13 protein-coding genes and 1 pseudogene are annotated in these 13,718 nt (G+C 63.3%); 9 read left to right on the top strand and 5 right to left on the bottom strand.

From position 1 onward, the window contains the following. Nucleotides 1-167 precede the first annotated feature (167 nt). On the top strand, nt 168-1,604 hold the full coding sequence (locus L9O85_RS11800) for a GH25 family lysozyme (protein WP_276853796.1): 1,437 nt from the start codon (nt 168-170) through the stop codon (nt 1,602-1,604). Nucleotides 1,605-1,653: 49 nt separating this feature from the next. On the opposite strand, the gene L9O85_RS11795 is transcribed toward L9O85_RS11800, so the two are convergent. Continuing rightward, a complete protein-coding gene (locus L9O85_RS11795) occupies nt 1,654-2,646 on the bottom strand; it encodes a biotin--[acetyl-CoA-carboxylase] ligase (RefSeq protein ID WP_108980667.1) in 993 nt (330 codons plus the stop codon). 147 nt (nt 2,647-2,793) lie between these two features. On the opposite strand from L9O85_RS11795, the gene yabP reads away from it, so the two are divergent. The 8 genes and pseudogenes from yabP (at nt 2,794) to L9O85_RS11760 (ending at nt 8,011) form a co-directional block, all read left to right on the top strand. Next, nucleotides 2,794-3,081 (top strand): sporulation protein YabP, encoded by a 288-nt coding sequence (gene yabP / locus L9O85_RS11790; protein ID WP_050623617.1) that lies wholly within the window; start codon nt 2,794-2,796, stop codon nt 3,079-3,081. After that, nucleotides 3,029-3,292, top strand: a pseudogene (gene yabQ / locus L9O85_RS15220) (spore cortex biosynthesis protein YabQ); the annotation flags it as partial. The gene yabP and the pseudogene yabQ, both read left to right, overlap by 53 nt. Nucleotides 3,293-3,575: 283 nt before the next feature. Continuing rightward, nucleotides 3,576-3,851, top strand: a complete 276-nt coding sequence (locus L9O85_RS11785) for an FtsB family cell division protein (protein WP_050623618.1) — start codon at nt 3,576-3,578, stop codon at nt 3,849-3,851. A 55-nt stretch (nt 3,852-3,906) separates the two neighbouring features. After that, nucleotides 3,907-4,350 carry a S1 RNA-binding domain-containing protein gene (locus tag L9O85_RS11780; RefSeq protein WP_050623619.1) on the top strand — a complete coding sequence of 148 codons (444 nt, stop codon included), beginning with the start codon at nt 3,907-3,909 and terminating at the stop codon, nt 4,348-4,350. Between the two features lie 203 nt (nt 4,351-4,553). Next, nucleotides 4,554-5,714, top strand: a complete 1,161-nt coding sequence (locus L9O85_RS11775; RefSeq protein WP_301578706.1) for an amidohydrolase — start codon at nt 4,554-4,556, stop codon at nt 5,712-5,714. A 139-nt stretch (nt 5,715-5,853) separates the two neighbouring features. Further along, nucleotides 5,854-6,399: a ribosome hibernation-promoting factor, HPF/YfiA family gene (gene hpf / locus L9O85_RS11770; RefSeq protein ID WP_050623621.1), complete on the top strand. Its 546-nt coding sequence runs from the start codon at nt 5,854-5,856 to the stop codon at nt 6,397-6,399. A gap of 110 nt (nt 6,400-6,509) precedes the next feature. After that, on the top strand, nt 6,510-7,460 hold the full coding sequence (locus tag L9O85_RS11765) for a dipeptidase (RefSeq protein ID WP_301578704.1): 951 nt from the start codon (nt 6,510-6,512) through the stop codon (nt 7,458-7,460). An 83-nt stretch (nt 7,461-7,543) separates the two neighbouring features. Next, on the top strand, nt 7,544-8,011 hold the full coding sequence (locus tag L9O85_RS11760) for an AlbA family DNA-binding domain-containing protein (RefSeq protein ID WP_187120334.1): 468 nt from the start codon (nt 7,544-7,546) through the stop codon (nt 8,009-8,011). 63 nt (nt 8,012-8,074) lie between these two features. Here L9O85_RS11760 and L9O85_RS11755 read toward each other — a convergent pair whose 3' ends face one another. From L9O85_RS11755 to L9O85_RS11740, 4 genes are all read right to left on the bottom strand, one after another. After that, nucleotides 8,075-8,617: a stage V sporulation T C-terminal domain-containing protein gene (locus tag L9O85_RS11755; RefSeq protein ID WP_050623623.1), complete on the bottom strand. Its 543-nt coding sequence runs from the start codon at nt 8,615-8,617 to the stop codon at nt 8,075-8,077. A 251-nt stretch (nt 8,618-8,868) separates the two neighbouring features. Continuing rightward, on the bottom strand, nt 8,869-9,810 hold the full coding sequence (locus L9O85_RS11750; RefSeq protein ID WP_050623624.1) for an AEC family transporter: 942 nt from the start codon (nt 9,808-9,810) through the stop codon (nt 8,869-8,871). 142 nt (nt 9,811-9,952) lie between these two features. Beyond that, nucleotides 9,953-11,719 carry a hypothetical protein gene (locus tag L9O85_RS11745; protein ID WP_301578701.1) on the bottom strand — a complete coding sequence of 589 codons (1,767 nt, stop codon included), beginning with the start codon at nt 11,717-11,719 and terminating at the stop codon, nt 9,953-9,955. Between the two features lie 32 nt (nt 11,720-11,751). Next, a complete protein-coding gene (locus L9O85_RS11740; RefSeq protein WP_301578699.1) occupies nt 11,752-13,701 on the bottom strand; it encodes a hypothetical protein in 1,950 nt (649 codons plus the stop codon). Nucleotides 13,702-13,718 lie beyond the last annotated feature (17 nt).

Below are 13,718 nucleotides of genomic sequence, written 5' to 3'. Positions count from 1 at the left end.
ACCGCAAGGGGGACGGTGCCCAGGGAGATCAGCAGGAAAAAATTTCTCTTCTTCGAAGGTGGGATATGGTTGCAATGGGTCAAAAAATGCGGTATTATGTCAACATATCACGGGCCCGCGGCGCCGGGCAGGAAAGGATGATCCCATTGCAGCAGAAGAGAAGAAACATGAGGGGACCGGCTCTGCTGGCGGCTCTGTCCATGGTGCTGACAGCGGTGCCCGCGGCCCTGGCGGTCGAGACAGCGGCCGGGACCCCGCCCGCAGTCACGGAGGCCCCCTATTCGGATGTGCCGGCGGAGGCGTGGTACGCCCCCTTCGCGGCGGACCTGAAACAGGACGGGGCGGTGAGCGGCTATGAGGACGGCACCTTCCGGCCGGACAACGCCGTTACGGTGGGGGAGGCCCTGGTGATGGTGCTGGCGGCGGCAGGCTTTGACCGCCGGGAGGCCACCGGGGAGCACTGGAGCAGCGGCAATGCGGACTTTGCCCTGGAGAAGGGCTTTGTCACCCGGGAGCAGGTGACCGATCTGGACAATGCGGTAAGCCGGCTGACGGTGGCCCAGATGGCGGCCAAAGCCCTGAACTTGAGGCCCTCCCGGAACGAGACGCCCTTCGGAGACGTGGACGATGGCTATGTCACCGTGCTCTATGAAAAGATACAGCTCTCCGGGGAGCTGGAGGAGGATGGCACGCTGTCTTACCATCCGGAGGACAGCATCACCCGCTCCGAGCTGGTCGCCATCATCTGGCGGATGAAGAACACCGATGTCCACGCGGGGCAGATCGCCTATGAGGGGTACAGCCAGACCTTCTACCTGGATGTGCTGGAGACAGTCCCCGCCTTCTCCTACATCCCCCAGCTGTTCCGCATGGAGGGAGACTACCTCACCTATGATGATGGGACGGTTCAGGGGCACCTTGGGGTGGATGTGTCCCAGTTCCAGGGGGAGATCGACTGGGAGCAGGCGGCCGATGCCGGTGTGGAGTTCGCTATCGTCCGGGTGGGCGGCCGGGGCTACACCGAGGGCAAGCTCTATGAGGATACATATTTTGACCGGAACGTCCAGGGCGCGCTGGATGCCGGGCTGGCGGTGGGGGCCTACTTCTTCTCCCAGGCCATTACCGTGGAGGAGGCGCTGGAGGAGGCGCGGTTCGTCCTGGAGCGGGTCCGAGACTATGACTTGACCATGCCGGTGGTCTTTGACTGGGAGATGGTCAGCGACAGCAGCGCCCGCACCAACGCCATCGACAGCGACACCATGAATGAGGTGGCACTGGCTTTCTGCGGCGCCATCCAGGAGGCGGGCTATGAGTCTATGATCTACTTCAACTCCTATCAGGGGTATGTGAAGTACGACCTGAGCAAGCTGCTGGATCACAGCTTCTGGTTCGCCCAGTACCAGGCGCAGCCCAGTTTCTACTATGACTTCCAGATGTGGCAGTACAGCTCCAAGGGGAGTGTGCCGGGTATCCAGGGAGAGGTGGACATGAACCTCTATTTCGGAGCCCTGGAGGGCGGAGAGCGCCCCAAACTGCCCAACGGCCAGGAGGCCCCGCTGGACCCGGGCATCAACCCGGAGACCGGCCGGCCCTACGGATATTGAGAGAAAGCGAGCGGTCCGCCCTATGGGGCGGACCGCTTGACTGATTTTGTTACACATATCCGTACATACCGCGGACAGACACCTCTCCCGCGGAGAGGGCCTCCCGGCGGCCGTCGTCGTACTCCACCACCAGACGGAACTCGTCGTCGATGGACAGAGCGGTGGCCTCGGTGCGGGAGGCGGGGGTGATGAGCTGTACCCGATTGCCCGGCGTGAGGCAGTCGGCCCGGTACCGGGCCAGATAGTCCGCCTTGCCCTGGGGAAAGGCGGAGTACATCCGGTCCAGAGCCCGGATGATCTGGACCGCCAGCTCAGAGCGGCGCACCGGGCGGCCCAGGACATTGAAGAGGGAGGCTGCGATGGGCCGCACGTCGGGGCTGAAGTCCTCGGGGCGCTGGTTGACATTCACGCCAATGCCGGTGACCAGATACTGGAGGGCGTTGATCTCGTTCTCCAGCCCCATCTCGGTGAGAATACCGCACAGCTTTTTCCCTTCCAGCACGATGTCGTTGGTCCACTTGATCCTGGGGCGGACGCCGCAGGCGGCCTGGATGCCGTCGCATACAGCCACTGCCACCCAGGCAGTGAAGTCCACCACCTCTATGGGGGGGAGCTGGGGGCGGAGAAGGGCGGTCAGATACAGCCCGCAGCCCCGGGGAGACTGGAAGGAGCGGCCCAGCCGGCCCCGGCCGCCGGTCTGCTCCTCCGCCAGCACCACCAGGCCCTCCGGCGCGCCCGCCATAGCCTGGCGCTTGGCCTCCGTGTTGGTGGAGTCGATGGTGTCCAGACAGAGCAGGCGGCTCCCCACCAGACAGCCGGCCAGGTGGCCGGACAGCTCCCCCTCCCGCACCCGGTCGGGGGCGGACTCCAGGCGGTAGCCCCGGTTGGGGGCGGAGGTGATCTCATATCCCTCCTGGCGGAGAGCCTCGATGGCCTTCCACACGGCGGCGCGGCTGACGCCCAGTGTGCGGCTCATGGCCGCCCCGGACAGATATTCCCCCGGGTGCGCCAGCAGCAGGGACAGAACGGTTTCTCGGCTCAAGGCAGGGCCCTCCTTTAAATCGGCGATCAGAACTTGTGGTCTTTATTATACCCGTGGGGGCTGGGTGGTGTCAACTGAGGCTGGCAGACAGGCATAACCCCAGGTCCTGTCCCATATAAATGGGAAAAACGGGAAAGGGTGAACGCAATGGCGTATGAAGAGAACATGCCCAGGATGGAGGGGGCACACCATGTCATTCTGGAGGGGCGGGAACAGCTGTCCGTCTCCGGCGTGGAGGAGGTGGAGAGCTTCGATGAAAACACCATCATCATGACCACAGTGAAGGGGACCCTGGTGGTCCGGGGGGAGGATCTGCACATCGAGAAGCTCTCTCTGGACGGGGGAGACCTGCGGGTGGAGGGCGTGGTGGATTCCCTATCCTATGAGGACGACAGCCGGGAGCGGGGCGGATTCTTCGCCCGTCTGCTGCGCTGACATGACCATTTCGGTGGCGCAGCAGGCCGCCGCCCTGGCCCAGGCGGCGGCGCTGGGGCTGGCGGTGGGGCTGCTGTATGACCTGTTCCGTGTCCTCCGGGTCCGGGTGGCCCTGCCCCTGCTGGGGGCGGTGCTGGATCTGTCCTTCTGGATCATTGTGACAGTGGCGCTGTTCGTCTGGTCTCAGCAGGCATGGCGGGGGGAGATCCGGCTGTACGGGATCTTCTTTCTCTTTGGGGGCGGGGTGCTCTATTTCTGGCTCATCAGTACCTGGATGCTGAAAATCGGCTATTTTTTGGCAGATGCGGCGGCCCTGGTGTGGCGCATCCTTACCCTCCCCCTGGCGGCGGCGGGAAAATTGCAGAAAAAAACTAAAAAATTTGCAAAAAATAGCTTTCATTTTGCGCAGGAATGGTTTAGAATAAATCAGATAACTGAGGAACTGGATGCCGCCGCCCGGAGACGGGAGCGGCGGGAGACGGGAGGGAGTGCGCATGCGGTTCAAGCGAGCCGGTCTTTTGACCAAGGTCGTGGTGATGGTCCTGCTGATCTACATGGCCACGGCCCTGCTGGATCTCCATGGGCAGATCCAGACCATCCAAGTGGAGCGGGAGGAGCTGAATCAGCAGGTGGCCGCCCAGCAGCTGGAAAACCAGCAGCTGGCCAACGCCATCGAAAACAGCGACGATCCTGACATGCTGGAGTCGGTCGCCCGGGACAAGGGCTATGTGAAGTCGGGGGAGACCCTCTACATCGACGTGGCCAACTGACCACCCAGGAAACGGCCTCAGGGGGAAATTTACAAGGAGGATATATCAGTCGCTTATGGAGTTTGGTGTTGGGTCCATTGTGGATGGGAAGGTTACGGGAATCACAAAATTCGGTGCCTTTGTGGCCCTGCCGGAAGGGAGATCCGGCTTGGTCCACATCTCTGAGATCGCTTATTCCTATGTGAACGAGGTGTCGGATCACCTCAAGGAGGGGCAGGAAGTCAAAGTAAAAGTCATCGGCATCGATCAGAACAACCGGATCAATTTGTCCATCAAGAAGGTGACAGAGCCCCCTCCCCGCCCGGCCGGCGGCGGACAGGGCGGACGGCCCCGTTCCGGGGGAGGGCGGCCTGGCGGCTTCGCGCCCCGGCCTGCCGCGCCCAAGGAGCCCACTGACTTTGAGGACCGGCTGAAGCAGTTTATGCAGTCCTCTGACAGTAAGCTGTCTGAGCTGCGCTACATAGAAAAAAAGGGAAACTCCCGCCGCTCCCGCCGGTGAGAGGCACCGGGACCGCGCAGCTGCCTGCGCGGTCCTTTTTTATCCCGGCATACAAAAACGCCCCCGGATGGATCTCCATCCAAGGGCGCTCAGCAAATGCAGGAACAGATTCGCAGAGAAAACCAGTTTGGTTGAGCTGCCTGACAAATATACCATATAATTACAAATATGTCAACTAAAGAATTGCCGGAAAGGAGCAATATATGCTGATCATTCACGGAACGGTGCACACCATGGACGGACCGGCCATCGACAACGGGTTTGTAGCCATACGGGAGGGAAAGATCTGGAAGGTGGGACCGATGGAGGAGTGCCCCGCCGACTGGAAGGGGGAGACGCTGGATGCCCGGGGGGGGCACATCCTGCCTGGCTTCGTGGACGCCCACTGCCACCTGGGGATGTTCGGGGACGCCATGGGCTTTGAGGGGGACGACGGCAACGAGGCCACCGACCCCTGCACCCCCCACCTGCGGGCCATCGACGGAGTGAACCCTATGGACCGCTGCTTCCGGGACGCGCGGCTGGCGGGAGTGACCACGGTCCTGACCGGTCCGGGCAGCGCCAACCCCATCAGCGGCCAGTTCGTAGCCATGAAGACCGCCGGCCGCTGGCTGGACGACATGGTCATCAAGGCCCCGGCGGCCATGAAGCTGGCGCTGGGAGAGAACCCCAAGCTCACCTACCACGAGCGGCATGAGGGACCCATCACCCGGATGGCCACCGCTGCCGTCATCCGGGAGAATCTGGCCAAGGCAGTGGAGTACCGGGACAAGCTGGAGCGGGCGGCTGCCGACCCAGACGAGGAGAAGCCGGAGTTTGACGCAAAGCTGGAGGCCCTGCTCCCTGTGGTCCGCCGAGAACTGCCTGTCCATATCCACGCCCACCGGACGGACGATATCGCCACCGGCATCCGCATCTGCAAGGAGTTCGGGCTGGAGTATGTCATCGTCCACGGTACGGAAGGCCACCTCATCGCCAACGAGCTGGCCCGGGAGGGGGCCCGGGTCATCACCGGCCCCTGCCTGGGGGACCGTTCCAAACCGGAGCTGGCTAACATGAGCCTGGAGACCCCGGTGCTGCTGGCGATGGCGGGGGTGAAGATCGCTATCTGCACCGACCACCCGGAGACCCCGGTCCAGTACCTGCCCCTGTGTGCCGCCATGGCAGTGAAGGGCGGCCTGCCGGCGGATGCGGCCCTGGCGGCCATCACCATCTGGGCGGCGGAGATCGGCGGAGTGGCTCACCGGGTGGGCTCCCTGACGCCGGGGAAGGACGGTGACGTGGTGGTGATGAGCGGCCACCCCCTCAACTGGCTCAGCCGGGTCTCCGCCGTGGTGGTGGACGGCCGGCGGGTGACGGAATGATGTTCTGTTAGAAGAGGGAAACTCTTGAGAAAAATTCACAAAAAAGTCTAGAATTTTTTGACGCCTGTGGTATAATTGACTCATCGGAGGCCAGATCTCCGATGAAGTTGGCCCTCCGGGGCGAAAGGAGCGGAATGTTATGAAGTTTGTGTTTACGGACAAAAAGGTGAACCTGCCCGCCGTGATTCATCGGTACGCGGAGAAAAAGGTGGGGAAGCTGGACCGTTTCTTTAAAGAGGACGCCACCGCAGCTGTCACATTCAGCATCGAGAGGGACCGGAACAGAGTGGAGGTCACCATCCGGTCTGGCGGCACCATCTTCCGCGCGTCGGAGAGCACCTCCGACATGCATGCATCCATTGACGCCGCTGTGGCCACGCTGGAGCGCCAGATCCGCAAAAATAAGACCCGGCTGGAGAAGCGGCTGCGCCAGGGGGCTTTTGAGCGCAGCGTGGATGAGGAGATCTCCACTTTTGTGCCCGACGGGCCGGAGGAGGGGGAGTACAACCTGGTCCGCAGCAAGCGCTTTCCCATCAAGCCCATGACCCGGGACGAGGCCATCCTTCAGATGAATCTGCTGGGCCACAGCTTCTTCGCTTTCCGGGACGAGGATGCGGACGGTGCTTTCGCGGTGGTCTACTGCCGCAATGACGGAGATTACGGCCTGATTGAAGACGAGGCCTGACCCAGCTTGAATAGAGCGGAAAGGGCCGGACGGACAGAAGTCCGCCCGGCCCTTCTTCCGTGATCCAAAACGGGAGGGGAGTTTCCCTCCGGACAGAATGGAGTGGCTTTATGAATCCCAAAGCGCTGATTGATCTGCACTGTGACACGCTGACAGACTGCCGGCCCACCCCTGCGGGGAATCCGGACACGCTGGACGACCCGGAGCGGGTGCTGTCCCTGTCCGCCATGCCGGAGGATGTGCACTGGGCTCAGTTTTATGCGGTCTTTATTCCCGATGAGTATCGGGGACAGGCGGCCATCGACTATTTTGAGCAGAACCGGGAGAACTTTTTTCGCCAGATGAAGAAGTTTTCTCAGCGGGCAGCCCCCTGCCGCACCTATACGGACATGGAGCGGGCATGGGCCGGAAATCAGACAGCGGCCTTTCTCACCATCGAGAACGGATCGGCGCTGGCCGGAGACCTGAGCCGCGTCCAGGTGCTCGCAGACCAGGGGGTGCGGGCGGTGACGCTGGTGTGGAACGGCGAGAATGAGATCGGCTCGGGCCACACCACGGACCACGGGCTGTCCGCCTTCGGAAAAGCGGTGATCCCAGAGCTGGAGCGATGCGGCATCCTGGTGGACGTGTCTCACCTCAACGACCCGGGCTTCTATGATCTGCTGGAGGTGGCCCAAAAGCCCTTTCTGGCCACCCATTCCAACGCCAGGGCGGTGTGCGGCCACAGACGCAACCTCACAGACGAGATGATTCGGGAGATGGTGGACCGGGACTGCCTGATCGGCCTGAACTACTTTGTGAAATTCCTGCGGGACGAGGGCAGGGTGGAGAGCTTGGATGACCTGTACCGCCATGTGTCCCACTTCCTGGAGCTGGGGGCGGCCAAAAACCTGGCCCTGGGCTCCGACTTTGACGGGGCCGACCTGCCGGACTACCTGAACAGCCCGGCCAAGGCGGCGGGGATCTATGAGTATCTGCTGTCTCGGGGTATCGGCCAGGAACTGGCCGACGGGATCATGTTCGGCAACGCCAGCCGCTTTTTCCAGACCCATTTGACGTAACAAGACGCCCCCTCCCTCCACGGAGGGGGCGGACTTCTTCTGTAGGGCGTGAGTGCCGACACGCTAGAGAAAGGAGCGAAGTGATGGAAGGGCTGGATGATCTGGAATTTTTGTCAGAGTACCGGGAGGACAACCGTATCGAGGCCAAGCGGGCCCAGGGCGGCCTGCCCCACAGCCTCTGGGAGACCTACTCCGCTTTTGCCAACACACTGGGCGGGGTGATCCTGCTGGGGGTGGCGGAGGCGAAGGACGGCTCCCTGTATTCGGTGCCACTCCTGGACCCGGAGGAGCTGGTGGAGGAGTTCTGGTCCATCGTGCAGGACCCCAAGCTGGTCAGTGCCAACGTGCTCCGGACGGAAGACGTGCGGCTGATGCGGAGCGGGCGGAACACGGTGGTGGCCATCTTTGTGCCCAGGGCAGATTTCCGCCAGCGGCCGGTGTATCTGGGCTCCGACCCCTATCGGGGCACCTACTACCGCTGTGGGGAAGGGGACCGCCGCAGCCCCCGGCACGAGGTGGAGGCCATGCTCCAAGACCGGGGAAACGACTGAGCGTAGGGAGAATAGCGAGGACGCAGGGGGGAGCCCTGCGTCCTCGCTGTATCCAGGAGCTGATCAGCTCTCCATGTGTTTTCCCAGGAAGGCGGCCGCCGCCTGGGCCAGCTTGTAGTCGATCTCGTCGGGAGACTGGCTCTCCCCGTCCTCCGCAAAGATGACGCAGCCCAGCACATCGCCCTCGGACAGGATGGGGGCGGCAGTGCCCACATGGAACGCGGTCCCGTCGGCGCAGAGGGGAATGGTCTCGGCTCCCGGCTTGTGCTGATAGATCTGACGGCCCTCCATCAGCCGCTCCAGCTCAGGGGAGATCTGCTTGTCTTGGATCTCACGCCTGGGGGCGCCGGTGACGGCCACGCAGTTGTCCCGATCGGTGATGACTGCGATCTTGCCGGCGGTGCGGCCGATGGTCTCACACAGCTGGCCGGCGAACTCGGACACGCCCCCCATGAGGGAATACTTTTTGAAGATGACCCCGCCGTCCCGGTCCGTGTAGATTTCCAGCGGGTCACCTTCCCGAATACGCATCGTGCGGCGGATCTCCTTGGGGATGACCACCCGGCCCAAGTCATCGATGCGCCGTACGATTCCAGTGGCTTTCATATATCAAATTCCTCCTGCGGTTGCATTTTGTAGACAGAGAGTAGTATCCGCAAAATCTGGTTGCCTATGCAAAAATTTGCGGAAGGACTTTGCGGGCAGAGTCGGAAGATCCGGCGCGAGAGCGCCTTGCGGCAGGAGGCTTTTTTGCTTTGATATGAGAGGCACCCGAAGGGCCTCCGCCTTGACGGAGGCTCTCCATGGAGAAAAAAGTGCTGCCGTCCCAGGGGGACGGCAGCACGGGAACAGCAGGGTCACAGGAGGAACATGGCCACTAGGGGCAGGGTTATCATGCAGAACAGACTGGTGAGGAACACGATCTTGGCGGCAAGGCCCCGGTTGCCGTTGTAGGTCTCCGCCAGAATGGTAGTGACCGAGGGGGCGGGCATGGCCATGGTGATGAGGACGATGGAGGCGATCAGCGGGTTAGACAGGGGGAGCAGGGACATCACCGCCCAGGTGAGCAGGGGGACAACGATGAGCCGCATACCGGTGGCGGTGTAGGCATCTTTGTCCCGGAACAGCTCAGTCCCCTTGCCGGAGGCCAGGGTCATGCCAGTGACGAACATGGACAGGGGCGTGGTCACGTTGGACAGATGGGTGACGGGGGTCATCAGGGCCTCCGGCAGGGGGATCTGCCCCACATAGAAGATGAGGCTGAGGATAAGGGCGATGTTGATGTTGCTCAGCAGGGTGCGGACCAAATTGACAGGCTGGGCGTCGGTGCCGCAGTCAGCGCACACCATCCGCACACCCAGGGTATAGACCAGCAGGTTGAAGGGTACGCCGAACATGACGGCCAGGGCCAGGCCCTCCTCGCCAAACAGGGCCAGGGCCACGGGGAAGCCCATAAAGCCGTTGTTGCAGAAGGTGGCACCGAAGGACCAGATGCCCCGCCGGCCCGCCGGTACCTTCAGCACCTTGGAGATGCCCCAGGACAGGGCAGCGTACAGGGGGAAGAGGACCAGTCCGATGACGATGATGATGACCCCGTCCACCAGGAAGGCGGAGTCAAACTCCCGGGTGGCCAGGGAGGAGAAGATGGTGCAGGGCAGGGTGACCTTCAGCAAAAGGCTGGACATGGGGGCGGAGGCGGAGGGGGGGACAATCTTTGTCTTTACGGAGACCCATCCCACGCCCATGAGAAGAAACAGGCCGATCAAGCTGGAAAATACCATTCCGATGTCTAGCTGCATAGGAACCCCTCCCGGGCCGGCCGATGGCCGGCGTTCTTTCTGTAAGCCTAGTTTATCAGAGAAGGGGAGGGCTGTCCAGAGATACCGGGGCCGGGAGCGTGAAGATTTTTCCTGGATCTATGAAAAACAGACATGCCAGTGCTCAGTGGGTCCTGAAATCCACCGCGATGCGGCTGACCAGGCCGTCTTCAAAGAAAAAGAGGATGGCCGGCTTGAGGCGCCCCTCCTGGGAGCTGTACCAGACGCCCGGAAACTCCTGGCCGTTGAAGGGGGGATCCTGGAGCGTGGGGTAGGCGTTCTCCACCTCCGCACGGGTGGAACCCACTCGGATGCCCCGGGCGGTGTAAAAGGCCGGGTCAGTGGTCTCCAGATACCAGACTGAGCGGCGGTCATACTCCGGCTGGCAGTAGGTGACGGAGGTAAAGCCCTCCCAGCTCAGCTGCTCGAGCTGGAGGCTGTCGCTGGAGTCGCTGCCCCGCCAGCTCTTCAGGACGGTGTGGACGGGGTGGTCCTCCTCCCCGTAAAAGGAGATCTCGCTGGACCAGAGGCCGGCGGGCATGGGGAAGCCGTCCCGCCAGAGAGCGGCGTACACGTCAGACAGCACGCCCTCCCAGGAATCCGTCAGGGCGGCGGTGAGGAGATGGCCGCCCGGCACCGACATGACGGTGCGCACCCCAAGAAAGTTCTCCGACTGGTCCAGATCAAAAAAGAGGTAGTCCTCCAAATCGTGCGGATCGGTCAGACGGTCCCCGCTGCCGTACAGCAGATAGCAGATGCGGTAGATCCCACACAGGGTCTCATAGGTGGGGTAGAGGGCGGCGGGCTGGATGTCCTGGATCACCAGGTCGCCGGCCTGGGGGGAGAGCCCCTCCCCCAGGAACCAGGCCCGACCTGAGACCGGCCGGAAGCGGCCTGAGGCGAAGTAGTCCAGCACCATCTGCTCCGCCTCCTCCGTGAGCGCCGGGGGGCGGGGCGTGCCGGGGGAGACGGGGAGGGCGGGGGAGGTGAAGCCGCCCTCCGGCTTCTCGTCCGCGAAGTGCCATTGCCGCCACAGGGGCGGGTCCAGGTCCAGGCACTCCTCCGCCGGAACCAGCGGGGACAGGCGGAGGTCGTACTGTTCATAGCGGGTGAAGGTCCCAGCGGACCAGATATAGAGGTGCTCCGCCCCGCTGACGGCGTCCGCCGCGCTGTCCTCCCGGTCGTCGGAGCGGGCGGTGAGGTAGAAGAGGGGCTGGCCGTCCCCGCCCATGCGGAAGCCCTCCAGGTCCGGGTCCTGGATGCAGAGGTCGGCCCCGGGGACCTCCTGGGCCAGCTCCGGGTCGTACTGCTCCGCCAGGGCCAGATACAGCCCCTCCTCCGTCACCCCGGCCAGTGCCAGGGCGTCCTCCAGGGACACCTGCCGCCGCTCCTCCTTGTCGTACACCAGGGAGAGGACATGGCCCGTGTTCAGATCGCTGACAAAGTAGGTCTGAAAGAAGAGCAGGTTCAGATACCGGTCGGTCTCCGCGGGGTAGAGCAGGCAACAGTTGTCATACCCATCCGTACCGGATGGAAGGGGGCCCTCCAGGAGCGGGAGGTAGCTGTCCCGCAGGCCGGACAGGGCCCGGTTGATGGAGGTCAGCCCCTCGTCGGCTTTCTGGCCGTCCGGCAGGACCAGAGTGGGGATCTCCAGGTAGTTGCTGTTGGTGTCGTAGTGCTGGACCTCCATCACCACCAGGGGGTCGGCGGGCTGGCTCCGGCAGGAGACCAGCCAGCCGCAGGAGAGGATGAACAGGGCGGCAAGAAAGAGGAGGGGAAGAGGCGGACGCTTTTTCTCACACTGAAACAGGTTACGGATGCGAGCCTCCGCCTGCCGGGCGGAGCCGGAGAGGGGAGTGGAGAAGGGGGTGGAAGGTTGGGGCTGTTTCATGGTCTCATCTCCTTTCGGTATGCGGAGGGGGCTCAGAGCAGCCGGGTCAAGACGATGCGGCTGACATGCTCCCCTTCAAAAAAGAACAGAAGAGCCAGCCCCTGATCGTTGTCCATGTCCTCACAGTACCACATGCAGTCTATCTCATTCAGGGAGGGGTTCCTGGTGCTCTCGGACTTCAGAGCTGGATAGGAGGCCAGGACCTGCTGGCGGCTGTCTCCCACCCGGATGCCTCGGAGGGTGTACACATCGGTCCGGGTGGTCTCCACTCCCCGGAGGGTCTCGGAACCGTCGGAGGCCAGGTGGTAATAGTCGGCGGAAAAGCCGTCCCAGCTGTATCGGACCCACATGTCCCCCTCGTTCTGGACCAGCCCCTCACCAGGCAGCTCCTCCCGGACGCCGGCCTGGGAGAAAAACAGAGCTGTATCCTGGAGCCCGGGCCCAGCGGGGGTGGGCCATCCGTCCCGGAACAGGGCTATCTCCGGATCGTACAGATCCCGGAAGGGCTTGCGGGCGACCTCGTCCAGAGACATGGCGGCAGGATCGGAGATGGCCTCCCCCGCCACGGACAGAAAGACTCCGTCCCCGGCGCTTCGGCTGAGGACGAGGGTGAAGGGCGCCTCCTGAGGGACCCAGCTGCCGGCACGGAACTGCATGGCCTCCATGGTATAGACCGAGCCCACAGTGTTGTCCGCCAGGGCGGCGGAGCCGAGATAGTCCACCCGAGTCAGGAGCAGATCCCCCTCCTGGGGAGGAGGAAGCTGGTCCCAGCCGGAAAAGAAGATCTGGTCCGCCCCCAGACGGGCAGACAGATACTGACGGACCAGGGCATAAAATTCTCCGCTGTTCAGGCCGGAGGGTACGGTGTCCTCCTCCGGCAGAGCCTGCATGGCGGCCTCTACCTCCGAATAAGAGCCCATGGACCAGCCCTGGACGACAGAGATGCATCCCTTTTCGGGGCTGTACCGGATGCGGGCGGCCAAGTAGAGGTCACTGTCTGCGTCCGCCCGGGCCAGCAGGTCGTAGGAGGCCTCCGCCATGTCGTTCCGCCCTGGATAGGACCCGTCCGTCGGGGCGAGGGAGAGGATCTGCCAGGAGGCGGAGGCATTGTGGGCGTTCCAGGGGTTACGCCCGCTGCGGGTGAAATCCTCCAGCCACACCCGGGTCTGGTAATAGATGCCGATGTTCAGCTGGTCCTCAGGGGCCGTATAGAACTGCTCATTGTGATCGGGGAGCCACTGGGGGCCGTCTCCGTCAATGACGGCGTAGTCCGTCCGGGCAAACACGTCCACGCCGCCTGGAGCAAGGAGCGCCAGAGCGTTCTCCCAGTAGGAGTCATAGGCCGCCCGGGCGGCGGAGCCCTCCTCCCGGACGTCTCCCTCCACCGGCCAGACCCAGGTGAACTGAGTGCCGTCGAAAGCGAGAAGACCGGATTCTCCCTGAGAGAGCCACTGGGAAAGGCTGTTGGCGGTGTACAGGAGATAGGAGGTCCCGTCCTGCTGGAAGGGAACGGCATGGGGCTGGCATCCCTGGCCCTGCACCAGAAAGACAGGGCCGACAGCCCCGTTGGACTCCTGCACCACGCCGATGGCCAGTATATAGTGGGAGGACCCGTCGGAGAGAGAGACAGCGGCCAAGGTGCACCCGTTTCCCGGGAGCGTGGCCAGGACCTGGCTGACTGGAGGAGAGGTGAGATCCAGGGCGGAGAGCCCCTGGTCCAGAACGGCCTGTATCAGCCGGGCACTAGGGGCATCATGCTCCCCTGTCTGGACGCAGTCCCCTTCCAGCGGCGGAGCCTCCTGGCTCTGGCAGGCCACCAGCCCGCCGCAGGACAGGATGAGGAGCAGGACCAGGACCATCAGCCAGACTGGCGGTCGCCGCTTGGGGCCCTGGAACAGGTTGCGGATGCGCGCCTCCGCCTGCCGGGCGGAGCCGGAGAGCGGGGTGGAGAAGGGGGTGGAGGGACACTGGGATCTGGCCATAAAAGCACGTCCTTTCA

Source organism: Lawsonibacter asaccharolyticus (assembly GCF_022453915.1).
In the GTDB taxonomy this organism is placed as follows: domain Bacteria; phylum Bacillota; class Clostridia; order Oscillospirales; family Oscillospiraceae; genus Lawsonibacter; species Lawsonibacter asaccharolyticus.
This window is presented reverse-complemented; position numbering and strand designations above follow the sequence as displayed.